Below are 23133 nucleotides of genomic sequence, written 5' to 3' on the forward strand. Positions count from 1 at the left end.
GTGATGGGGTTCAGGCGACCTTGGGCTGCGCCGGTGGCGCCGACAGGTCCTGGCCGGTCCAGCGCTCCCAGTTCGCCTTGTCCGGCGAGGTGTTGAACTCGCCGTTGTCCGCGCCTTCGTTGATGTGGTAATACTTCAGCACCGCGGCCAGCGGGTTGAAGCCCGGCACCGTCGGGTCGGTGCCTTCGGGGAAGCAGTTGCCCTGGTAGATCTGGTGCACCGGCAGCCAGGCCTGCACGTATTTCTCGGGCTCGCCGTCGAAGATGTCCTTGCAGCCGTCGGAGCAGAAGTGGTGCTTCATGCCGTGGTAGGTGCTCTCGCGGTAGCAGATCCGGGTCGGGTCGTCGGGCTCGGTGAAGGCCATCGGGATCTGGCAGGTCTGGCACAGCATCGGCAACGTGTTGTTGAACCAGCGCTTGCCCTGCTGCTCCTGCTCGGCGAGCCATTCGAAGCGCGGGCGGTACATCGTGTCGAAGGTCTCGGGGTACTTCTCCGAGAGCCAGTCCATCTCTTCAGGCCGGGGCACCCAGACATTGAAGTTGGCCGCGTGGCCGTAGTTGTTGAAGATGGCCCAGGCCTCGTGCGAGATCCGGCTCTTCTCCTTCGACGCCACCTCGTGGTACTTGGGCATGCGGATGCCGTAGCGCGCCAGATCCTGGAACAGCGCGCCGCCGTTCTTCTCGAAGTACATCTCCCAGGCCTCGGACCAGCTCATCACGCGCTTGGGCAGCATGTAGTCCATCATCATCGCCACCAGCGTCAGCAGGCGGTAGCCGCGCCAGAACCACTTGTCGACCCACTTCTGCACGATCGGCACGTTGTCCGGGTCCTGTTCGAGGATGAACTTCACCACCTCCAGGCCCAGCGTCATGTGGCGAGACTCGTCGCTCTGCGCCGAGAAGCCGAAGGTCACGGTCGCCATGTCGCCGTTGTAGGCGGCGCCGCTCATGAAGGGCATGAACAGCAGGTTGGTCAGCACGTACTCGAAGGAGAACGAGATCGCGGTGACGAACTCGAAGGGCCCGGCGCTCATCGCGTCCTCGAAGTAGCTCTTGGGCACCGAGAGATACCAGACCCGGTCGTGCATGTGCTGCGGATCGTGCAGCCCGTGGAAGTGCTTGTTGAAGTGGCTGATGGTGTGGAACTGCGTCTGCGCATGGCGCAGCTCGTCGATCGACTGCATCTGGCAGGCCACGCGCGCACCCACGCCGCGGAACGATCGCCCGGCCATCGCGTAGCCGCGGTGCGCGGCGTATTCGAGCGGCGACACGCCGGTGAGGAAGAGCTTCAGCGTGTTCAGGTAGCGCGGGTCGCTGATGTTGAACTGGCCGTTGTTCTGCTGGAAGGCGTCGATGATGGCGTAGAGCTTCTTTTCCTTCTCGCCCTGGAACTTCCAGTAGGCGTCCATCGTCAGGCGGAACGGGTCTTCCCACTTGTCCCAGTCGTGGATCTTGATGCCCTCGAACTTGTCGAACGGAAAGACGTCGTCCATCGACTGGTAGGTGGTGTCCCAGCCGAGGCCGCGGGTCATCATGGCGTAGCGCTCCTTCAGTCCGAGGCGGGCGGCGGGTCGCTGCGAGTGGTCTGCTTGGGTCATGGCGTGTGTCCTTGAATGCGGTGATGCGGCGCGCTCAGGCGCCCCAATGGAGGATGAATTCGTCGTCGGTCTCTTCAATGCTTCCGGACAGCGAGATCAGGCTGAGATGGATCTCCTGCAGGTCCCAGCGGCGGCCGACGCGCTCCTCGACCGATGCCCGGCGGATCACCAGCCGGCCGGGCGAATCGATCTTCACCATCGCCGGGTAGTCGACGACGCTCGCATCGGGGTTGTCGGCCACGATGGCCTCGACGATGGCGCGCGCGGTTTCGCTGGTCTGCAACGCGATGAAGACGGGGGGGCGGGCAAGCTCTGCGGTGGCGTTTGTCATTCGTTTCTCCTGGGTTCTCTTCAAGCGGCGATGCCGAGGCGAGCGGCACGGGTGTCGAGTTCGGCGGCGACGGCGCGCAGCGCGTCGGCGCCGGCGGCGCCCAGCGCCAGCGCCGCCAGCGGCCCGAGCGCTTCGACGATCTGCGCGCGCCAGCCTCGGTACCAGTTCGCGAGCTGCGCCTTGTTGGCCGGGGATTCGTCGGCCGCGGTCTTGACCGTGGCGTCGACCCAGCGCGTGTTCTCGTCGAACCAGTCGTTCTGGAATTCGGTGAGCATCGCCAGCGCGTTGCCTGTGGCGGCACTGCGCTCGTTCACGTAGCGGCGATAGACCAGCGGATACAGCAGGCCGTCGAAGACCAGGTTCTGCGCCACGAAGACTTCGAACCAGTCGCGGGTGACGAAGAGGTTCTCCATCAACCGGCGAACGCCCTGCCAGGCCGGATGGGTGAGCCAGGCCTCCTTGCCGGCGTCCAGCGCCGTGCCGGAGTTGCCGTCGAGCTGGAGGCCGATGCGCGACAGGTACTGCGCGATGCCCAGCCGGTCCATGGCGGCGAAGATGAAGGGCTGCGTCACCGCCGTGCCGTAGCCGTAGCCGCAGCAGTAGCTGTGGTTCATGTTGGCGCCCCATTCGTAGTGGCGCAGCGGCACCAGCACCTGCTGCAGCGACTCGCGGGTGCCCGCGTCGGCCTGCGCCAGCAGCTTGCGCTTGTCGGCGAACTCGAACTGGCGGTCGGCCCCTTCCTGCTGCCTGGCACGCGTCATCGTGTAGACGCCGTAGTAGTAGTGGCGCGGATCCTTGAAGCTGTACCAGTCGGCCATGACGATCGCGGTGCGGCGCTTGTCGTAGAGCTCGTACTCGGGCTGCCACAGCGGCCGGTAGTGGAAGTTGGCCGTCGGCTGCATGTCCAGCGTCGCTTCCTGGTAGCGCGAGGCCGGCTTGTCGCCGAGCCGCCGCGCGACGTGCGAAAAGGTCTGGCGGATCGGCCGGATGTCGGTGGTCTTGATGTCGACTTGCACGGGATGTCTCCTCTGGGTGGGGTCGGGGGGGCTGGGTTCTAGTGATCGATGCCGGGCGCGCCGTAGCGCCACTTCATGCGCTCGAAGTCGAGCCGGGCGCCCTCTTCGGTCGTCAGGTGGCGCACCTCGTGGCGCTCGCAGAATTCGCGGAACTGGTCGAACTGCATGACCAGCTCGACCGCCAGCTCGGGGTCGCCGATGGCAAACTCGAACTCGACGAAGCGCGCGTCCCGCGTGCCGGTGACACGCACGAAGCACGGCTGCCCGGTCATCGCGCTGGCACTGCCGCTGCGCTTGCTCGTCCTGGTCGTTGGGGTCACTTGTTCAATCCATCAAATCGGAGGCGGCAACAGCGCCGCCCCGGCCTATAAGGGCAACGGGCGTGCCAGCGCCGCTAAGTGGTTGATTTGTATGGACCCGGCCGGCGAAGTTGCCGGTCGATCCGGGTTGTCCCGGATGATGGGTTGATCATTTGCTGCGGTGCAGCTTGATCAAATGGTGAAATCGAACAGGCCGCCGACTGTGCGTCGAGCGGCTGATTCGGCTTAGAGAACGTCACACGGGAAGAAATGCATGACCAGATTGAATCGTCGAGCGCAGGTTTGCGTGCTGGGCAGTGCCGAGCCAGGCTCACGTGCCTACGAAATGGCCGGCGAGGCCGGTGAACTTCTGGCCCGATTGGGCATTTCATTGATCAGCGGATGCGGCAGTCCGGCCACGAGGGTGGCGGCCGAGCGTGCCGTGAGCGCCGGTGGTCTGGTCATCAGCATCATTCCCGGCGGGGAAATGCCAGATCCAGACTGGCCGGCAACGGTCGTCATCCCCTCCGGCATGGGCGATGCGCGCAATCTCCTGATGGCGTTGGCTGGCGACGCCTGCATCGTGATCGGTGGTCGCGCCGGGACGATCTCGGAAGTCTGCTTGGCCTGGTTGCACAAGCGACCATTGCTACCTCTGGTGGGCTGTGGAGGTTGGTCCGATGGTCTTCCCGACAACCCGCCTGACGAACGCCGAAACTCTCCGATACTGGCATGGAGGTCCGTCGACGAGTTGCAGGCCCAGCTTCAATCCCTCGCGCTGGCTCCGCCGGCGATGGGGACGTAGACGACGCCTGGCCGGCCTCAGGACGCCGGCAGCCCTTCCTTCTTGAGCCGGTAGGCCAGTTGCGGCCGCGTGATGCCCAAAAGCCGGGCGGCCTGCGACAGATTGCCCTTGGCCCGCTGCATGGCCATCTGCATCAGCCGCTGCTCGAACGATGCGATGTCGATGCTCTCCTCGAGCACCCGCTCGCAGAGCGTGTCCAGCGTGCCCGCCTCCGATGGGGTGATCTGCCCGCCGGCGCCGATCTGTCCGCCGCTCGACGCGCCGGCTGGCGCGCTCCACAGGCAGGCCGCCTCGATGTCGCCATGGTCGGGCGCGAGCAGCACCGCCCGCTCGATCACGTTCTCGAGCTCGCGGATGTTGCCCGGCCACGAGTGCTTCAGCACTTCGCGCATCGCCTTGTCCGTCAGGCCGCGCAGCTTCTTGCCGTACAGCGCGCTGAACTTCTCGACGAAGCGCGCGACCAGCGCCGGAATGTCGGCCGTGCGTTCGCGCAGCGGCGGAATGGTGATCGGAAAGGTGTTCAGGCGGTAGAACAGGTCGCTCCTGAACTTGCCGGCCTGCATCGCTTGCGGCAGGTCGACGTTGGTCGCGGCGACGATGCGGACGTCGACCCGGGTCGGCTGATCGGCGCCGAGACGCTCGATCTCGCCGGTCTGCAGGACGCGCAGCAGCTTCACCTGGGTGGCCGGCGGAAGATCGCCCGCCTCGTCGAGGAACAAGGTGCCGCCGTGGGCGCGCTCAAAGCGGCCGGCACGCGCATGGTGGGCACCGGTGTAGGCGCCCTTCTCGACCCCGAACAGCTCGGCCTCGATCAGCTCGGCCGGAATTGCCGCGCAGTTGACCGCGATGAATGGCTGCTTGGCGCGCGGACCGTTGTCGTGCAGCCAGCGGGCGAACAGTTCCTTGCCGACGCCGGTTTCACCGAGGAGCAGGACGGTGATGGCGCTGCTGGCGGCGGTGCGCAACAGGTCGAACGCCGCACGAAAGCCCGGCGAGACGCCGACCAGCTTGTGGTCGTACTCCCGGCGCGGCTGCAGGGCGCGGATGTGTTCGAGCCCGAGGTTGAATTCGATCAGCCGCTCGGCGACGTGGTGCTGCCTGAAGTAGTCGAGGTAGCGCTCGTCCTGCCACTCCTCCGCCGGGTGGCCGACGATCCGGCAGCGGCTGTCGCCCATGCTCGTGCATTCGACCTCCTTGAAGACGACCAGCCGCCCCAGGAAGGCGCTGGTGTAGCCGGACGCATAGCCGATCTGCGACCAGCATTGCGGATCGTCGCCGTAGCCGAAGTCGGCCACGTGGGCCTCGCATTCCCAGGAGTTCTCCCAGACGAACTCGCCGAAGAAGTGCTTGCTGGCCAGGTCCATCTCGAGCTGGATCATCTCGACGCTGACGATGCCCTCGATCGAATGCAGGCGCGGGCCGAGCATGAAGGCGTCCTCGGTGCGCAGGCCGGCGCGGCGTTCCTTGACGGCCAGTTCGCCGTCGCGCTGGCCCGACGCGAAGCCCATGCGCACCAGCAGGCCGCGCGCGCGCTCGACGCCCAGCGAATCCAGCAGCTCCTTGCGAAGCTCGGCAAATGCCCGCGCGTGCAACAGCAGCATGCGCTGCTCGTCCAGCCAGATATGGCCGGAGCCGGCGTTGAAGCGCAGGAGAGAAAGAAGTTCTCCCACGTTGTCTCCTTGGATGAAGGCCGGGTGGCGGTGCCACGCCGGCGCAGTCCATGATGCTAGCAGCACGGCACCGGCCGGCAGCCCGGCAGGCCGGGCGCTCGAAGCTTCAGTCGGGCGACTGAGACACCCGGTCGCGGTACATCTCGCGCAGCCGCGTCTTCAGGAACTTGCCGGTGGCGGTCTTGGGGATCGCTTCCACCCACTCGAAGTCGTCGGGCAGCTGGAAGCGCGCCAGCTTCGGGCGCAGGAATTCGCGCAGCGCCGGTGCGTCGAGCTCGGCGCCCGGACGCCGCACCACCACCACCAGCGGCCGTTCGCCCCACTTCGGATGCGCAATCGCGACCACCGCGGCCTCGGCGACCGCGGGATGGCCCATGGCCAGGTTCTCGAGTTCCACCGAGCTGATCCATTCGCCGCCCGACTTGATCATGTCCTTGCTGCGGTCGACCAGGTGCATGTAGCCCTGGGGATCAATGGTGCCGACGTCCCCGGTGCGCAGCCAGCCGTCGGCCGTGAACTTGCCCGGATCGTTCGGCGTCGCGTGGTAGGCGCCCGTGACCCAGGGGCCCCGCACCTGGACCTCGCCGGTGGCCTTGCCGTCCCAGGGCTGGACCCCCTCGGCCTCGTCGACGATGCGCATCTCGACCAGCGGGGCGGCGACGCCCTGCATCGCGCGCACCGCATGCTGCCGTTCCCTGGGCAGCGTCAGGTGCTCGGGCTTGATGATCGGGACGCTGCCCAGCGGCGAGGTCTCGGTCATGCCCCAGCCCTGGACGATGCGCATGTCGTGCTGCTCGAAGTTGGCGATCAGGGTCTGCGGCACCGCCGCGCCGCCGATCAGCATCCGCATGCCCTTGACGAGCTTGCGCTCGCGGGTGGGCTGCGAGAGCGACTGCCAGATCATCATCCAGATGGTCGGCACGCCGAGCGCCATGGTGGCCTGCCCCTCCTCCATCAGGTCGAGAAGGTCTTCGCCGCCGAGGTGCGGGCCGGGCAGGATCTGGCCGGCGCCCACCATCATGGCCGAGAAGGGCACGGCCCAGGCATTGGCGTGGAACATCGGCGTGACCATCATCACCTGGTCGCCCGCCGACAGCGCGAACAGGTCGGGGATGCAGCCGGTGATGGCATGCAGCACCATCGAGCGGTGCGAGTACACGACGCCCTTCGGGCGGCCGGTGGTGCCGGAGGTGTAGCACATGCCCACCGCCTCGTTCTCGTCCTGCTCGGGGTACCGGTAGGCGGTGGCGTCGCCTTCGATGAAGTCTTCGTAGCTCTCCAGGCCGGCGGGCAGCACGCCGCCGCCGAAGGGCACGACGATGACGCGCGGCTGCTGCTTGAGCAGCGGCGACACGCGCTGCCAGATCGGCAGCAGCACGTCGTCGACGATCAGCACCCGATCGCCGGCGTCGTCCATGATGTAGGCGATGTCCTCGGGCGACAGCCGCAGGTTGAGGGTGTGGAGCACCGCGCCCGCGGCCGGGATGCCGAAGTAGCATTCCAGGTGCCAGGCATGGTTCCAGCTCATCGTGGCCACGGCCTCCCCGCGGGCGATGCCGGCCTTGTCGCGCAGGGCCTGCGCGAGCTGTCGGGCCCGGCGGCGGATCTCGCGGTAGCTGCGCCGGTAGGTGGACTTGTCGGGCAGCCGGCCCAGGACGTTCTGGTCGCCGAAGTAGGTGCCGGCGCGATCGAGGATCTGGTTGGTGCTGAGCTGCACCGGCATCATGGTCGATTTCATCGGGCTGTCTCCATGGCGAGTGCACAGGCGAATCCGGAATTGCGCCGCATGATAGGGCGAGGCAGGCCCTACCCGCCAGGGGTCCGAGGGATTCCGAGCATGTCCAGCCCTCGCCGATGCGTGCGCGAGCGCGGGTCGGCGAGTTCGTGCAGAACGTCCATGTGATTGCGCCCCGGCACGGTGTCGGACCCGACGACGACCGCCGATCCCCAGGCTTTCGCGATCAGGGCGGCCTGCCGCAGGAACTCCTCGCTTTCGTCTCCGCCGACCACCGTCACCAGCGACCCGCGCGACGGCGCGGGCCACGCCGAGGGGCTGAGTCGCCGGGCCGACGCCGCGCTCAGGCCGATGTCGGCGGCCAGGAAGGGCGCATGCCGGAGCGGCTCGAGCTCGTACAGGCCCGAGATGGACAGCGCGGACTTCACCAGGTCCGCGGGCAGGTCCGCGGCCACGGCCCGCCAGTCGCAGGCCAGCAGCATCGTCGCCAGGTGTCCGCCCGCGGAATGGCCGGCCACCACGATGCGTTCGCGATCGCCGCCATGCGCGGCCGCGTGGCGCCAGACCCAGGCCAGCGCCCGCGCGAGCTGCAGCGCGATGTGCGCGATGCCGACCGCGGGACACAGCGCGTAGTTGAGCTGCACCACCATTGCGCCGGCGTCGGCGAAGGGCGGCGCCACGAAGGCCTGGTCGCGCTTGTCGAGCGCGCGCCAGTAGCCGCCGTGGATGTACACCAGCACCGGCGCCCCGGAGCGCGGCGGCAGAAGGATGTCGAGCCGCTCGCTGGCGTCGTCGCCGTACGCCAGGTCGAGCGCCCAGCCGGGCCGGGCCAGCGCGCGGGCGGAGGCGTCGGCCCAGTGCTTCAGGATCGCGGGATGCCCGGGAATGCGGGCGCGGGCGTTGTATTGGGCGTCGAACCAGGCGGGCGATGGACGCGGCATGCGGCTCCCCGGCATGGTCAGCTGCGCTTGGCGGCCGTCGCGACGGCCTTCGCACCTTGGGGCCGGGCCGGGCGCCGGGTGGCCGGCTTCTGCTCGGCGTCGCGCAGCGCGGCGTCGATCAGGGCATCGGCCATCCAGAGCGCGGTGCGCTCGACCTCGCGATCGCCCAGGCCCCAGATGTCCTTGAGGATCACGTAGGGCTCGATGCCGTAGACCACCGACAGGGCGTGGTGCAGCCGGTCGCGCACGGCCGGGCGCATCAGCGGCGCCAGCGGCTCGATCGCGTGCTCGAGGATGCGCACCCGGTGGCCGCGCCGGTAGGGCTCCTCTTCCAGCAGCCCGGCGCGCTCCAGCCCCCACTGCTCCAGCGAGAGCTGGGCGGCGGCCCGCAATTGCGCCTCGAACTCCTTGAAGCGCGGGAAGGTCTGCAGGAACAGCTCGTGCACGCGGTCGCGGCCGTTCGGGTTGGCGGAAGCCAGCTTGCGCACCGGCCCGAGCGAGCTGTCGATCACCGCGGTGACGAGCGCGCTGCGGCTCGGAAAGTAGCGGTACGCGGTGGCGCGCGACACCTTCGCGCGCGCCGCGGCCTCGGCCACCGAGGGGATGTGGCCGCTCTCCTGGATGATGGTCATGGCCGTATCCAGCAGCAGCCGGAACGTGGCGGCCCTGACGCCGCGTTCGGGGGGAGTCGGAGGTTCGCTCAGCTTGTGTTTCAGTCTCGCCATGGGGTTTGTACGGGGCTATGAGGGGCTCGGCGTCTATTGTGAACAGCGGATGCCGGATCGTATGATGCAGCCATCCCGATTTGAGACGCAAGTCTCAAACATGACTTCCTGGACTTCGAGGCAGCCGGTTTGCACCGGCAGGACCCCGGGGCGATATGGAGACAAAGTCGATGCGCTTGGCCAGCTGGAATTGGGGTGGACGCGACCACGTGGGCACGATCTCGCCGGACGGGCGGGAGGCCACGCCGCTGGGCGTGCGCGACCCATCGCTCGGCACCTTGCCGCTGATCCAGGCGCTGGCACGCGGGGAGCCCTTGCCGCAGCCTTCCGGCACGCGGCTTCCGGTGGAGATGATCACGCTGCGCGCCCCGCTGCCGCGTCCGCTGCGCAGCCTGTTCTGCGTCGGGCGCAACTACCGCGCGCACGCGGCCGAACTGGCGGGCTCGGTGTTCCGCGCCGCGATGCCCGAGACCGACCCCTGGCCGATCGTCTTCGGCAAGCTGGGCGAATGCGTCGTCGGTCCGCACGACGCGGTGCGCCTGCCCTCGCCCGCCGCCTCGATCCAGATCGACTACGAGTCGGAGCTCGCCGTGGTCATCGGCCGCGGCGGGCGCGACATCCTCGCGGCCCATGCCATGGACCACGTGTTCGGCTACACGGTGGTCAACGACGTCACGGCGCGCGACGTGCAGATGCGCCACCAGCAGTGGGACCTGGGCAAGAGCTTCGACACCTTCTGCCCCATGGGCCCGTGGATCGTGACCGCCGACGAGCTCGACGGCCGCGCCACGCGCGTGCGCGGCTGGGTCAACGGCGCGCTGCGCCAGGACGGCCAGACGCGCGACATGATCTTCGACATCCCGACGCTGATCGAGACCTGCTCGCGCGGCATCACGCTGCACCCCGGCGACGTGATCGCCACCGGCACGCCCGCGGGCGTGGGCATGGGCCTGAAGCCGCCGCAATGGCTGAGGGCGGGCGACGTGGTCCGCATCGAGATCGACGGCGTCGGTGTCATCGAGAACCGGTTCGAGTAGGCCATGGGCTTTCAAATGATCGACCGCGTCGCGGTGGAAGAGGAAGGCGAAGGCCCGGCCATCGTCTGCGTGCACGGGCTCGGCGGCAGCGCCAACACCTACACGCCGCTGATGCCGGCGATGGCGCGGCACCGCGTGGTCCGGGTCGACCTGCCGGGCAGCGGCCGCTCGCAGCGGGCCGAGGGGCCGCTGTCGATCGCCCGCTACGTCGAGACGCTGCTCGAGGTCTGCGAGCGGCTGAAGGTCGCGCGGGCCCATTGGGTCGGCCACTCGATGGGGACCATCGTCTGCCAGCACATCGCCGCGGCGCATCCGAAGCGGGTCGCGAGCGTGGCGCTGTTCGGCCCGCTGATCGCACCGCCCGATGCGGCGCGCGCGGCGATGACCGCACGGGCGGCCAAGGCGCGCGAAGGTGCCGCCGGCATGCACGAGATCACGCAGGCGCTGCTGCAGGGCGCCATCTCGGCCGACACCCGCCAGCGCCTGCCGGTGGCGGTGGCCTTCGTGCGCGAGAGCCTGATGCGCCAGGAGGGCGAGGCCTACGCCCGCAGCTGCGAAGCGCTGGCCGGCGCTACGGCGGCCGCGGTCGAGCAGATCGAAGCGCCCGTGCTGCTGGTGACCGGCGACGAAGACGGCGTGGCGCCGCCGCAGGCGGTGCGCGCCATGGCCGAGCGGCTGCACCGCGCCGCCAGCAAGCGCGTCGTGGTGCTGCCGCGCTGTGGCCACTGGACCCCGATCGAGCGCCCCGACGAGTGCCAGCGCGAGCTGCGCGACTTTCTGGCCGCACAAGCAAGGAGCTGAGCATGGCCGACGTGATGTTCACCAACGTGCGGGTCTTCGACGGCGGCGGCGATGCGCCCTTCACCGGCGACGTGCTGGTGCAGGGCAACCGCATCGCCCGCGTCGTCAAGACCGGCTACGGCGAACGATCGCCGCCGGTCTCCGGCGCACAGGTGATCGATGGCGCCGGCGCCTTCCTGATGCCGGGCATGGTCGAGGCCCATACGCATTTCTCGTGGAACGACCAGCCCAGCCTCGACGCCATCCAGCGCATGCCGCCCGAAGAGCACATCCTGTGGTGCGCCCAAGTCGCGAAACGCTACCTGGACATGGGCTGGACCAGCTGCGTCGGCGCCGCGGCGGCCAAGCCCAGGCTCGACGTGGTGACCCGCAACGCGATCAACGACGGCACCATCGTCGGCCCGCGCTACCTGGCCGCCAGCCAGGAGATCACCGTGCCCGGCGGCCTGGGCGACACCACCCGGCCGCACCTGCTGCAGCCCGAGTTCGCCTTCGGCGCGATCGTCAGCGGCGCCGAGGAGATGCGCCGCTGCGTGCGCATGTTCGCCAAGTACGGCGTCGACTCCGTGAAGATCAATCTCTCCGGCGAGTCGATCACCGGCATGCCGAGCGAGATGAGCCAGTTCACCGAGGAAGAGGTCGCCGTCTGCGTGCAGGAGGCCAAGGCCTGGGGCAAGCGCGTGGCCGCGCACGCGCGCTCCACCTGGGCCATCAAGCAGTGCGTGAAGCAGGGCATCGAGGTGATCTACCACGCCAGTTTCAGCGACGAAGAGGCGCTCGACATGCTCGAGGCCCACAAGACCGAGCACTTCATCGCACCGGGCCTGGCCTGGCTCATCAACACCTGCCACCACGCGAGCCAGTGGGGCCTGACCGAGGAGGTGACCCGCAAGATGGGCTACCACCGCGAGCTCGAGGCGGCGGTCGAGAGCATGCGCGCGATGCGCAGGCGCGGCATCCGCATCCTGCCCGGCGGCGACTACGGCTTCGCCTGGACGCCGCACGGCACCAACGCGAAGGATCTCGAGTACTTCGTCAAGTACGTGGGCATGAGCACGATGGAGGCGCTGCTGTCGGCCACCGCCTGGGGCGGTCCGATGATGCGCATGGGCAAGGTCCTCGGCTACATCCGCGAGGGCTACCTGGCCGATCTCCTGCTGATCGACGGCGACCCGCTGGCCGACATCACGGTGCTGCAGGACAAGGCACGCATCATGGCCGTCATGAAGGGCGGCGAGTTCCATCGCGCGCCGCCGGTGCGTTCGGCGCGCACCACGCGCTGGTCAGCTTAGCTGACAGGAGAAGCTCATGGCCGATGTCGTCTTCACCAATGTCCGCATCCTCGACGGCACGGGGCAGAACCCCTATTCCGGCAGCGTGCTGGTGCGCGGCAACCGGATCCGCCAGGTGGGCCGCAGCACGGCGCCGATCGCGCCGGGCGGCGCGACGGTGATCGATGGCGCCGGTGCCACGCTGATGCCCGGCATGTGCGAGGCCCACACGCATTTCTCGTGGAACGACGCCGCCACGCTGGCCGAGATCCAGACGCTGCCGCTGGAGGAGCACGTGCTGTGGTGCGCCAAGGTGGCGCGGCGCTACCTCGAGGCCGGCTTCACCTCGTGCGTGGGCGCCGCCTGCGCCAAGCCGAGGCTCGACGTGGTGATCCGCAATGCGATCAACGCCGGGCAGATCCCCGGCCCGCGCTACCTCGCCGCCAGCCAGGAGATCACCGTGGTCGGCGGCCTCGGCGACGAGACCCTGCCGCACCTGCCCTTCCCCGAGTTCAGCTTCGGCGTCAACATCTCCGGACCCGAAGAGATGCGCAAGGCGGTGCGCCTGTTCCTCAAGTACGGTGTCGACTCGATCAAGATCAACCTGTCGGGCGACAACTTCACGCCCCAGTCGCCCTCCGAGACCACCTGGATGACGGACGAGGAGGTCGCCGCCGGCATGCGCGAGGTGCGCATCCGGGGCAAGCGCGGCATCGCCCATGCGCGCTCCTCCGACAGCGTGAAGCAGGCGCTGCGCCACGGCATCGACCTGATCTACCACGCGAGCTTCGTCGACAACGAGGCGCTCGACCTGCTCGAGGCCGCCAAGGACCGGGTCTTCGTGGCCCCGGGCATCGCGATCCTCTATGCCATGCTGAACGAGGCCGGGCCCTACGGCATCACGCACGACATGGCGGTCGGCATGGGCTACGAGATCGAGTGGGAAGCCGCGATCGTTTCGCTCCGGAAGATGCACCAGCGCGGCATCCGCGTACTGCCGGGCGGCGACTACGGATTCGCCTTCACGCCGCATTGCCAGAACGCGCGGGACCTCGAATTCTTCGTCAAGTACCTCGGCTTCACGCCGATGGAGGCGATCCGGTCGGCGACGCTCTACGGCGGCCAGATCATGATGAAGCCCGACGAACTCGGCGTCGTCCGGGACGGCTATCTGGCCGACTTGCTGCTGGTCGACGGCGATCCGCTCGCCGACCTGTCGATCCTGCGCGATCCGAAGCGGATCCTTGCCGTGATGAAGGACGGCGAATTTGCCAAGGCGCCGGCGATCGCTTCGCAGCGGGCCTGGGAGCGCGTCGCGTGAGCGCCGCCCGGCCGCCCGAAGGCGCTCGCACCGCAGTGCGAAGCACGGAGGTTTCAGAATGAGCGCCACCCGAAGCACGGAGCTTGCCTGATGAGCCGCAAGAGCTGGGCCCTGTGGTTGTTGTTCGGCGTCCCGATCGCCGTGTTCGTGGTCTGGGCGATCACCGACAACGCGACGCTGTTCTTCAAGACGTTGCTGAACGGGACGACGCTCGCGTCGCTTTACTTCCTGGTTGCCAGCGGCTTCACGCTGGTCTTCGGCCTGATGCGCAACGTCAACCTCGCGCACGGCTCGCTCTACCTCTTCGGCGCCTATGTCGGCTGGTTCGTCGGCGAGCACACCGGCTCCTGGGTGCTGGCGGTGATCGCGGGCTTTCTCGCCGCCGCGCTGCTCGGCCTGCTGATGCAGCTGCTGGTGTTCCGCCACATGCAGGGCCAGGACCTGCGGCAGACGCTGGTCACCATCGGGCTGTCGATCGTGCTGGCCGACCTGATGCTCTGGATCTGGGGCGCCGTGATCTATACCTTCGATCCGCCCTCGTGGATCTACGGCTCGACCACCCTGCCGCTGGTCGCGAAGTTCCCGACCTATCGGCTGTTCGTGCTGCTGGCATCGGTCGTGATCGGCGTCGGCCTCTGGCTGCTGCTCGCGCGCACGCGCATCGGCATGATGATCCGCGCCGGCGTGGACGACCGCGCCATGCTGGCCGCCTCGGGCGTCAACGTGCAACGCGTCTTCGCGTTCACCTTCGCGATCGGCGCCGGCCTGGCCGGGCTGGCGGGTGTCGTCGGCGGAACGGCGCTGTCGATCTCGCCCGGCGAGGACACGCGCTACCTGTTGGCTTCGCTTGTGGTGGTGATCGTCGGCGGCATGGGCAGCGTGGTGGGCGCCGCGATCGGCGCGCTGCTGATCGGCCTGGCCGAACAGTTCGGCCTGGCCTATGCGCCGACCTACAGCGTGGTCTTCACCTTCGTGATCATGGTCGTCGCGCTGGCGTTCAAGCCGCGCGGACTGATGGGGAAGAGCACATGAGCGCCGCCCGGCCGCCCGAAGGCGATCGCACCGGAGCGCGAAGCACGGAGGTTTCAGAATGAGCGCCGCACGCTGGCGGCGCGCCATGCAGGCGTCCTCGACGGCGGCGGCGCCGGCGCGTTCGGCCGCCCCGCCGCGGCTGGCCGGAAGCGCGACCCGCCCGCAGGCGGCGGCCCCCGCATGGTGGCGCTCCGCGCTGGGCGCCGTGAAGCTGCGCCACCTGCTCGTTGCGGCGTTCGTCCTGGCCTATCCCTTCGTGGCCTCGCCCTTCTTCACCTTCCAGATCGGCGCCCAGGCGCTGGCCCTCGGCCTCATCGCGCTGTCGCTCACCTTCCTGGGTGGCTACGGCGGCATGGTGTCGCTGGCCCAGATGACGGTCGCGGGCTTCGCCGCCTACATGCTGGCGATCTTCGGCACCAGCAGCAACGTCGCGATCAGCCTGGGCTGGCCCTGGTGGCTGGCGCTGATCGTGGCGATCTCGCTGGCCACCCTGGTCGCGGCCGCCATCGGCTGGCTGTCGGTGCGCACCGAAGGCATCTACACGATCATGATCACGCTCGCGGTGGGCGTGGCCTTCTTCTATCTCGCGCAGCAGAACTACACGGTCTTCAACGGCTTCCAGGGCTTCAGCCGCATCGGGCCGCCGACGGTGTTCGAGCTCGACCTGCACGAGCCCATGCCCTTCTACTTCCTGGTGCTGGCCTGCGCGGCGGGCGGCTACTTCTTCGTCAAGCACCTGGTGCGGGCGCCCTTCGGCGTGGCCTTGCAAGGCATCCGCGACAACCCGCGCCGCATGCAGGCGCTGGGCTACAACGTGACGGCGCACCGCGTCGGCGCCTATGCGGTGGCCGGCTTCCTTGCCGCGGTGGGCGGCGTGCTCATGGTCTGGTACAACGGCCGCATCTCGCCCGGCACCATCGGTATCGGCGCGATGATCAACATCCTCATCATCGCCGTGCTCGGCGGCATGAAGCACCCGATCGGTGCCTTCATCGGCGCGATCGTCTTCGTGCTGCTGCAGAACTTCGCCATCGACCTGGTCGACCGCGAACGCTTCAACCTCGTGATCGGCGGGGTCTTCCTCGCGATCGTGCTGTTTTCCCCCGATGGGTTGCTGGGCCTGTGGCAGAGCCTGCGCAATCGCCTGGGCGCCCCTTTCACCCCCCGCGGCCGTGGCCGCATTCATCGATGACAAGAAGGAGCGAGACATGAGCAGAGGCAAGCGATTGTTCGGGCGCAGCATCATTGCTGCGGCGGTGCTGGTCACGGTGGCCGGCTTTTCCCATGCCCAGGAGACCTTGAAGATCGGCCTGCTGGCGACCCTGGAGGGGCCGTTCGCGGCGCCCGGCCAGGACAGCATGCGCGGCGCGGATCTCGCGCTGAAGGAAAAGAACGGCATGGCCGGGGGCAAGAAGATCGAGTTCGTCAAGGTCTCGTCCGACGCCACGCCGGACAAGGCGGTCAACGCCACGCGCAAGGCCGTCGAGCAGGACAAGGTGCAGATCATGATCGGCCCGCTGTCGGGCGACGAGGGCATCGCGGTCAAGAACTACGCGAAGACGCAGCCCAACATCACCTTCATCAACGGCTCGTCTGGCGCGCAGGCGACGACGCTGTCGGACCCGGCGCCGAACTTCTACCGCTTCAACACCGAGGGCGCCCAATGGATGGTCGGCCTGGGCGAGCATGCGCTCTCCAAGGGCTACAAGAAGACCTTCCTGATCGCCGAGGACTACGGCTTCCCGTATTCGCAGGTGCAGGGCTTCATGGCGAGCTACTGCGCCAAGGGCGGCAAGGTGGTCGACAAGGCCTGGGTTCCGCTGGGCACCAAGGACTACGCCTCGGTGATCGCGAAGATCCCCAAGGACGTCGACGCCCTGGTCGTCGTGCTCGGCGGTTCGGACGCGGTCAACTTCCTGACCCAGTACGAGCAGGCCGGCGGCGACAAGCCGATGGTCGGCGGCTCGATCACGGTCGACCAGACCGTGCTCAACTTCAAGGGCAAGCGCCGCGAGTCGCTGCTCGGCACGGCGTCCGCCGGGCCGATGGCCGATTCGATCGACACCCCCGAGTGGAAGAAGTTCGTGGCCGACTACAAGGCCACCTTCAAGGACGGATTCCCGAGCCCCTCGCTGTTCGCCTACCTGTACTACATCAACACCAAGGCCACGCTGGATGCCCTCGATGCGGTCAAGGGCGACCTCTCGAACAACCAGAAGGCCTACCGCGACGCGCTGCAGAAGACCAACTTCAAGGGCCCGGCCGGCGAAGTCAGGATCGACGCCAACCGCAACGGCGTCGGCACCACCTACATCACGGAAGTGGCGAAGGCACCCGACGGCTCGTTCTACAACAAGGTCGTCAAGTCGGTGCCCAACATCACGCAGACGCTGGGCCTGCCCGAGGCGGAGTTCAAGAAGATGGGCCTCGGCACCCGCGACGTGCCCGATTGTCGCAAGTAGCGCGGCGAGCGGCATGGCTTCGATCACCCCGCTCAGGCCCATCGCGTCGCGCGGCGCCGCGGCTGCCGGCCCGCTGGCCGGCGCCGGCGCGCAGTTGCTCTCGGGCGACGCGTTGCGGCTGGACGGGGTGACGCGTGCCTTCGGCGCGCTGCGCGCGGTGGACGACGTCTCGCTCACCGTCACGGCCGGGCAGAAGTACGCGATCCTCGGCTCCAACGGGGCGGGAAAGACCACGCTCTTCAACGCCATCACCGGCGACTTTCCGCCGACGGCGGGGCGCATCCATTTCTTCGGCGAAGACATCACCGAGCTGCCGCCGCACGACCGCATCCGCAAGGGACTCAGGCGCACCTACCAGTCGTCGCTTTTGTTTCGCGACCTGTCGGTGCGCGACAACCTGTTCCTGGCGGTGCGCGGCGTGGCCAGCGGCCGCTTCAGTTTCCTGCGCGCGCGAGGCGGGCATGCCTCGACGCGGGCCACCCACGACCTGCTCGAGCGCTCGCGCCTGAGCCATATCGCGGACGAGCGCGTCGCCAACCTGGCCCATGGCCAGCAGCGCCAGCTGGAGATCGGCATGGCGCTGGCTGGCGCGCCGCGCCTGATCCTGTTCGACGAGCCCGCCGCCGGCCTGTCGCCGGTCGAACGGCGCGAGCTGGTCGCGCTGCTGGGCTCGCTGCCGGCACACATGAGCTTCGTGCTGATCGAGCACGACCTCGACATCGCGCTGCGCGTGGTCGACCGCGTCACGGTGATGCACAACGGGCGCGTGCTGCGCACCGGCACGCCCGGCGAGATCGAGAACGACGCCCAGGTGCAGGCGATCTACATGGGGAGCAGGCACTGATGGCATGGTTTCGCACCGACCGGGCGGTCGCGGCCAGCGGCGCGCCGATGCTGGCCATCGAGGCGCTCGACGTCTTCTATGGCCGCGCCCATGCGCTGCAGGGCGTCGGCCTGACGCTGGAACGCGGCGTGCTGGGCATCGTCGGGCGCAACGGCATGGGCAAGACGACGCTGTGCAACGCCATCACCGGCCTGGTGCCGGCACGCGGCAGCATCCGGCTGGCGGGCGAGGAGATCCTCGGCCTGGCGCCGAACGAGATCACGAAGCGCGGCATCGCCTACGTGCCGCAAGGCCGCCGGGTGTGGCCATCGCTGTCGGTGGACGAGACCCTCCGGCTGGTGGCCAGCCGCCGGCGCGAGGTCGATCGCGTCTATGCGATGTTCCCGCGCCTGGCGGAGCGCCGCGGCCATGGCGGCGCGCAGCTGTCGGGCGGCGAGCAGCAGATGCTGGCGATCGGGCGTGCCCTGTTGCTCAACCCCAGGCTGCTCGTGATGGACGAGCCTACCGAGGGCCTGGCGCCGGTGATCGTCGAGCAGGTGGCGCAGTCGCTGCGCGAGCTGGCGGCCGAAGGCCGCATCGCGGTGCTGCTGATCGAGCAGAACCTCGGCGTCGCGATCTCGGTGGCCGACCGCATCGGCCTGATGATCAACGGCCGCATCGCGCAGGAGATGCCTGCGGCGCAGCTGGCGGCCGACCGCGAATTGCAGGAGCGCCTGCTGGGCGTACGCTCGGGCGGGCAGGAGGACGATCTCGAGGCGCCGGGCGCCGCCGTCGATGCCGAGCCGACCGGGTCCACGCAGGTGTTCACGGTGCGCCGCGCGCACGGCGACGGCGCGCCGTCGTTCAGCGATCCGGCGCCGGGCACGGTGCGCGGCTTCACGCGCTGGAACGCCGGCGGCACCGCCGCGCCGGTGACCGACATCGTCCGCCTGGCGCCGGCGTCGGCACCGGCAGCGGCACCGGCCCCACCTGCGGCCGCCTCGCCGCGCGTGTTCGAGTTTCCGGTGGCCGCGAGCAGCGACCGCTCGGCCTATGTCGCCGGCACCTTCGACACCAAGGGCCGCGAGCTGGCCTTCCTGCGCCAGTGCCTCGAAAAGCTCGGCCTGCGCGTGGTCACGGTCGACCTGTCCACCTCGGGCCAGCCCTCGCCGGCCAGCGTGCACCCACGCGAAGTGGCGCGCCATCACCCGCAGGGCGAGTCGGCGGTGTTCGGCAACGACCGGGGAAGTGCCATGGCGGGCATGGCGCTGGCCTTCGAGGCCTTCCTCGGCACTCGCCGCGACCTCGGCGGCATCATCTCGGCGGGTGGTTCCGGCGGGACCTCGATGGCGACCCAGGGCATGCGCGCACTGCCGATCGGCGTGCCCAAGATGATGGTCTCGACCATGGCCAGCGGCGACACGCGGCCCTACGTGGGCCCGAGCGACATCTGCATGATGTATTCGGTCACCGATGTGCAGGGCATCCACCGCATCAGCGAGCTGGTGCTCGCCAACGCGGCGAACGCGCTGGCCGGCATGATCGCGCATCCGCCGGCGGCCTCCAGCGTCAGCCGGCCGGCGATCGGCCTGACGATGTTCGGCGTGACCACGCCCTGCGTCCAGGCCGTCGCCCGGCGCTTGGAGGACGCCTTCGACTGCCTGGTGTTCCATGCCACCGGCGTCGGCGGCCAGTCGATGGAGAAGCTGGCCGAGTCGGGCCTGATCGCCGGTGCGATCGACGTCACGACGACCGAGATCGCGGACGAGATCGCCGGCGGCGTGCTGTCGGCCGGTGCGACACGGCTGGACGTGTTCGCCCGCCACGCGCTGCCCTACGTGGGCTCCTGCGGCGCGCTCGACATGGTGAATTTCGGCGCCTGGGACACGGTGCCCGAGCGCTTCAAGGCGCGCCGGCTCTACCGCCACAACCCCACCGTGACGCTGATGCGGACCTCGGCCGACGAATGCCGTGCGATCGGCGAGTTCATCGCCGCGAAGCTCAACGCGATGCGCGGGCCGGTGCGCTTCCTGATCCCCGAAGGCGGCGTCTCCGCGATCGACCGGCCCGGCCAGCCCTTCCACGACCCGGACGCCGACCGGCAGCTCTTCGGCAGCATCGAGCGCGGCTTTCGCAGCGGCCCCGACCGCAAGCTGCAGCGGCTGCCGCTGCACATCAACGACGAAGCCTTCGCCGAGGCGCTGGTGAGCGCCTGGCACGAAGTGTCGCGAACGCCGGCCGGCGCGCGGCGCGCCTGAACGCTCCGGAAATCAGGAGGACCCCGACCATGCCACGCATCTCCCGATCGACCCTGCTGGAGCGCCTGCGCGCCAAGATCGACGCCGGCCGACCGATCATCGGCGGCGGCGCGGGCACCGGACTGTCGGCCAAATGCGAAGAGGCCGGCGGCATCGACCTGATCGTGATCTACAACTCGGGGCGCTACCGCATGGCGGGCCGTGGCTCGCTGGCGGGCCTGCTGGCTTACGGCAATGCCAACGAGATCGTCTGCGAGATGGCGCGCGAGGTGCTGCCGATCGTGAAGCACACGCCGGTGCTGGCCGGCGTGAACGGCACCGATCCGTTCATGATCCCGGACGAATTCCTGGGCCGGCTGGTCTCGCTGGGTTTTTCGGGCGTGCAGAACTTCCCGACCGTCGGCCTCATCGACGGCGTCTTCCGGGCCAACCTCGAAGAGACCGGCATGGGCTATGCGCTCGAGGTCGAACTGATCGCCCGCGCCCGCGCGCTCGACCTGCTGACCACGCCCTACGTGTTCTGCGAGGCCGATGCGCGCGCGATGGCCGCGGCCGGCGCCGACATCGTGGTGTGCCACCTGGGCCTCACCACCGGCGGCGCCATCGGCGCCGGGACCGCGCTCGCGCTGGCCGATTGCGTGCCGCGGATCAACGCCTGGGCGGCGGCGGCGCACGCGGTGAACCCCGAGACGATCGTGCTGTGCCATGGCGGCCCGATCGCCACGCCGGAGGACGCGCAGTACGTGCTGTCGCGCTGCCCGGCATGCCACGGCTTCTACGGCGCGAGCTCGATGGAGCGCCTGCCGGCCGAGGCGGCGCTCACCGAGACGACGCGACGCTTCGTTCAGATCAAGAGATAACAGGAGACGAGATCCATGTCAGGCGCTCAATTCGGAAGTTTCATCCTCGGGCTGATCGTCGTCGCGATCGTCGTCGCCATCGCGGTGTGGCTGCTCCACTGGCTGTACCTGCGCAGCTCCAAGGAGCGGTCTTTCGTGCGTACCGGCCTGGGCGGGCAGAAGGTGGTGCTCGGTGGCGGCGCCTTCGTGCTGCCGATCGTGCACGACGTGATCCCGGTCAACATGAACACGCTGCGCCTCGAGGTCAACCGCGGCCGCGACAAGGCGCTGATCACCAAGGACCGGATGCGCGTCGACGTCATCGCCGAGTTCTACGTGCGGGTGGCGACCAGCGAAGAGGCGGTCGCCGCGGCGGCCCAGACCCTGGGCCTGCGGACGATGGAGCCGGAGCAGCTCAAGGAACTGGTCGAGGGCAAGTTCGTCGATGCCCTGCGCACCGCGGCGGCCGAGATGACGATGGAAGAGCTCCACGAGCGGCGCGGCACCTACGTGAAGCGCGTGCGCGACGCCGTCGCCGAGGACCTGACCAAGAACGGCCTCGAGCTGGAAGCGGCTTCCCTGACGCAGCTCGACCAGACCGGCATGGAGTTCTTCAATCCGAGCAACGCCTTCGACGCCGAGGGCCTGACCCGCCTCACGGAGCAGATCGAGCATCGCAAGAAGCAGCGCAACGACGTCGAGCAGGACACGCTGATCGCGATCCGCAACAAGAACCTGGAAGCCGAGAAGCTCTCACTGAACATCGATCGCGAAGCCGAACACGCGCGCTTGGCGCAGCAGCGCGAGCTCGAGATCGCGCGCGCCCGCCAGCGCGCCGAGGTGTCGGCCGAGCGCGCGCAGCGCGAGCAGGACGCCGAGGCCGCGCAGATCGCGGCGAAGCAAGGCATCGACCAGGCCCGCATCCGCTCCGAGCAGACGATCGAGGAAGGCCGCATCGGCAAGGAGCGCGCGATCCAGAGCGCCGAGATCGAGCGCCGCATGTCGCTCGAGCTGGCGGAGCAGCAGCGCGCCATCTCGGTCGCGCGCGAGAGCAAGGCCCAGAGCGAGGCGCAGGCCGAGGCCGAGATCGCGCGGGCGCTGGCGGTGTCGGCGGAGGAGAAGGTCTTCACGGCGCGAGAGGTCGAGATGGCCGAGCGCAAGAAGGCCATCGACCTGATCGGCGCGCAGCAGGTTGCCGAGCGCGATGCCCTGCGCCTGACTTCCGCGGCGCAGGCCGAGAGCGATGCCAGTACCGCGCGCGGCGCCGCGGTGCGCGCACAGGCCGAAGCCGACGCCGATGCCGACAAGATCCGCTCGATGGCGATGCGGGTGCGCGCCGAGATCGAGGCCGACGCGGCGCGCATGATGAACGAATCCCACAACATGCTCACGCCCGAGGCGCGGATGTCGGCCTTGCGCATGAAGCTGGTCGAGAAGGCCGAGGCCATCATTCGCGAATCGGTGCGCCCGCTGGAGCGCATCGAAGGCATCAAGATCCTGCATGTCGACGGCCTCGGCGGCGGGTCGGCCGGCGGCGATGGCGCTGGCGGAGGCAGCTTCGCCGACGGACTGGTCAACTCGGCGCTGCGCTTCAGGGCGCAGGCGCCGCTGGTCGACCAGCTGCTGCGCGAGATCGGCATCGAGGGCGGCGACATCCAGCGCCTGGTCGGCGACGCGAGCGGCGCCCATGCCGCCCTGCCCTCGGCGCCGACGCCGAAGGAATAGCGCATGGTGAATGTCTATGTCTCGAGCGTGATCGATGCCAGCGCGGACAGCGTGTGGTCGCGCGTGCGCGACTTCAACGGCCTGCCGCAATGGCATCCGCTGATCGCCGACAGCCGCATCGAGAACGACCAGCCGGCCGATCGGGTCGGCTGCATCCGCCACTTTCACCTGAAGGACGGCGGCATGATCCGCGAGAAGCTGCTGGCGCTGTCCGACTACGAATACAGCTGCACCTACGAGATTCTCGAAAGCCCGATGGGCGTGGCGAACTACACCGCCACGCTCAAGCTCACGCCGGTCACCGATGGCGGGCGCTGCTTCGCCGAATGGAGCGCCGAGTTCGAGTGCGAGGCCGGCCGGGAGCGCGAGTTGACGGATTCGATCGGCAACGGCGTGTTCCAGGCCGGCTTCGATGCGTTGAAGCGGCGATCGCTGCGCTGACGAG

Annotated in this window: 21 protein-coding genes and 1 pseudogene; 14 read left to right on the forward strand and 8 right to left on the reverse strand. The window is 68.8% G+C overall.

Annotated elements, in window-relative coordinates:
• Positions 1–10 precede the first annotated feature (10 nt).
• Genes AB4Z46_RS28610 through AB4Z46_RS28625 form a run of 4 tightly spaced genes read right to left on the reverse strand, consistent with a single transcriptional unit; the run spans position 11 to position 3264 of the window.
• Positions 11–1597, reverse strand: coding sequence for an aromatic/alkene/methane monooxygenase hydroxylase/oxygenase subunit alpha (locus tag AB4Z46_RS28610; protein ID WP_442286938.1), 1587 nt, complete (start codon positions 1595–1597; stop codon positions 11–13).
• Positions 1598–1631: 34 nt separating this feature from the next.
• Entirely contained in the window at positions 1632–1928 is a 297-nt protein-coding gene (locus tag AB4Z46_RS28615) for an MmoB/DmpM family protein (RefSeq protein WP_442286939.1), read from the reverse strand.
• Positions 1929–1948: 20 nt separating this feature from the next.
• The gene (locus tag AB4Z46_RS28620) at positions 1949–2944 is read right to left on the reverse strand and encodes an aromatic/alkene monooxygenase hydroxylase subunit beta (RefSeq protein WP_442286940.1); all 996 of its coding nucleotides are present in this window, start codon (positions 2942–2944) and stop codon (positions 1949–1951) included.
• 38 nt (positions 2945–2982) lie between these two features.
• The gene (locus AB4Z46_RS28625) at positions 2983–3264 is read right to left on the reverse strand and encodes a phenol hydroxylase subunit (protein WP_442286941.1); all 282 of its coding nucleotides are present in this window, start codon (positions 3262–3264) and stop codon (positions 2983–2985) included.
• Between the two features lie 253 nt (positions 3265–3517).
• Here AB4Z46_RS28625 and AB4Z46_RS28630 point away from each other — a divergent pair, with 253 nt between their 5' ends.
• Positions 3518–4048: a Rossmann fold nucleotide-binding protein gene (locus AB4Z46_RS28630; protein WP_442286942.1), complete on the forward strand. Its 531-nt coding sequence runs from the start codon at positions 3518–3520 to the stop codon at positions 4046–4048.
• A gap of 17 nt (positions 4049–4065) precedes the next feature.
• On the opposite strand, the gene AB4Z46_RS28635 is transcribed toward AB4Z46_RS28630, so the two are convergent.
• The 4 genes from AB4Z46_RS28635 to AB4Z46_RS28650 all read right to left on the reverse strand — a co-directional run bounded on the left by AB4Z46_RS28635 (position 4066) and on the right by AB4Z46_RS28650 (position 9119).
• Complete coding sequence (locus AB4Z46_RS28635; RefSeq protein WP_442286943.1) at positions 4066–5718, reverse strand: sigma 54-interacting transcriptional regulator; 1653 nt, start codon at positions 5716–5718, stop codon at positions 4066–4068.
• A gap of 106 nt (positions 5719–5824) precedes the next feature.
• The gene (locus tag AB4Z46_RS28640) at positions 5825–7456 is read right to left on the reverse strand and encodes a long-chain fatty acid--CoA ligase (RefSeq protein ID WP_442286944.1); all 1632 of its coding nucleotides are present in this window, start codon (positions 7454–7456) and stop codon (positions 5825–5827) included.
• 68 nt (positions 7457–7524) lie between these two features.
• The gene (locus AB4Z46_RS28645) at positions 7525–8394 is read right to left on the reverse strand and encodes an alpha/beta hydrolase (protein WP_442286945.1); all 870 of its coding nucleotides are present in this window, start codon (positions 8392–8394) and stop codon (positions 7525–7527) included.
• A 17-nt stretch (positions 8395–8411) separates the two neighbouring features.
• Positions 8412–9119 carry a TetR/AcrR family transcriptional regulator gene (locus tag AB4Z46_RS28650; RefSeq protein WP_442286946.1) on the reverse strand — a complete coding sequence of 236 codons (708 nt, stop codon included), beginning with the start codon at positions 9117–9119 and terminating at the stop codon, positions 8412–8414.
• 170 nt (positions 9120–9289) lie between these two features.
• On the opposite strand from AB4Z46_RS28650, the gene AB4Z46_RS28655 reads away from it, so the two are divergent.
• The 13 genes and pseudogenes from AB4Z46_RS28655 to AB4Z46_RS28715 all read left to right on the forward strand — a co-directional run bounded on the left by AB4Z46_RS28655 (position 9290) and on the right by AB4Z46_RS28715 (position 23129).
• A complete protein-coding gene (locus AB4Z46_RS28655; RefSeq protein WP_442286947.1) occupies positions 9290–10156 on the forward strand; it encodes a fumarylacetoacetate hydrolase family protein in 867 nt (288 codons plus the stop codon).
• A 3-nt stretch (positions 10157–10159) separates the two neighbouring features.
• Positions 10160–10957, forward strand: coding sequence for an alpha/beta fold hydrolase (locus AB4Z46_RS28660; RefSeq protein WP_442286948.1), 798 nt, complete (start codon positions 10160–10162; stop codon positions 10955–10957).
• 2 nt (positions 10958–10959) lie between these two features.
• Positions 10960–12249, forward strand: a complete 1290-nt coding sequence (locus tag AB4Z46_RS28665; protein ID WP_442286949.1) for an amidohydrolase family protein — start codon at positions 10960–10962, stop codon at positions 12247–12249.
• 16 nt (positions 12250–12265) lie between these two features.
• Entirely contained in the window at positions 12266–13549 is a 1284-nt protein-coding gene (locus AB4Z46_RS28670; RefSeq protein ID WP_442286950.1) for an amidohydrolase family protein, read from the forward strand.
• A 90-nt stretch (positions 13550–13639) separates the two neighbouring features.
• Complete coding sequence (locus AB4Z46_RS28675; protein WP_442286951.1) at positions 13640–14581, forward strand: branched-chain amino acid ABC transporter permease; 942 nt, start codon at positions 13640–13642, stop codon at positions 14579–14581.
• A 58-nt stretch (positions 14582–14639) separates the two neighbouring features.
• Positions 14640–15773, forward strand: coding sequence for a branched-chain amino acid ABC transporter permease (locus AB4Z46_RS28680; RefSeq protein WP_442286952.1), 1134 nt, complete (start codon positions 14640–14642; stop codon positions 15771–15773).
• Between the two features lie 16 nt (positions 15774–15789).
• Entirely contained in the window at positions 15790–17043 is a 1254-nt protein-coding gene (locus tag AB4Z46_RS28685; protein ID WP_442286953.1) for an ABC transporter substrate-binding protein, read from the forward strand.
• A gap of 13 nt (positions 17044–17056) precedes the next feature.
• Positions 17057–17887 (forward strand): ABC transporter ATP-binding protein, encoded by an 831-nt coding sequence (locus AB4Z46_RS28690; protein WP_442286954.1) that lies wholly within the window; start codon positions 17057–17059, stop codon positions 17885–17887.
• A gap of 47 nt (positions 17888–17934) precedes the next feature.
• Positions 17935–18381: pseudogene (locus tag AB4Z46_RS28695) on the forward strand (ABC transporter ATP-binding protein); the annotation flags it as partial.
• 510 nt (positions 18382–18891) lie between these two features.
• Positions 18892–20124 carry a Tm-1-like ATP-binding domain-containing protein gene (locus AB4Z46_RS28700; RefSeq protein ID WP_442286997.1) on the forward strand — a complete coding sequence of 411 codons (1233 nt, stop codon included), beginning with the start codon at positions 18892–18894 and terminating at the stop codon, positions 20122–20124.
• Positions 20125–20153: 29 nt separating this feature from the next.
• The gene (locus tag AB4Z46_RS28705; RefSeq protein WP_442286955.1) at positions 20154–20984 is read left to right on the forward strand and encodes a phosphoenolpyruvate hydrolase family protein; all 831 of its coding nucleotides are present in this window, start codon (positions 20154–20156) and stop codon (positions 20982–20984) included.
• 15 nt (positions 20985–20999) lie between these two features.
• Positions 21000–22688, forward strand: coding sequence for a flotillin family protein (locus tag AB4Z46_RS28710; RefSeq protein WP_442286956.1), 1689 nt, complete (start codon positions 21000–21002; stop codon positions 22686–22688).
• Positions 22689–22691: 3 nt separating this feature from the next.
• Positions 22692–23129 (forward strand): SRPBCC family protein, encoded by a 438-nt coding sequence (locus AB4Z46_RS28715; RefSeq protein WP_442286957.1) that lies wholly within the window; start codon positions 22692–22694, stop codon positions 23127–23129.
• The last annotated feature ends 4 nt before the right edge of the window (positions 23130–23133 follow it).

The sequence above is a fragment of the Variovorax sp. M-6 genome, from assembly GCF_052114385.1.
Taxonomy (GTDB): Bacteria; Pseudomonadota; Gammaproteobacteria; order Burkholderiales; family Burkholderiaceae_C; genus Variovorax.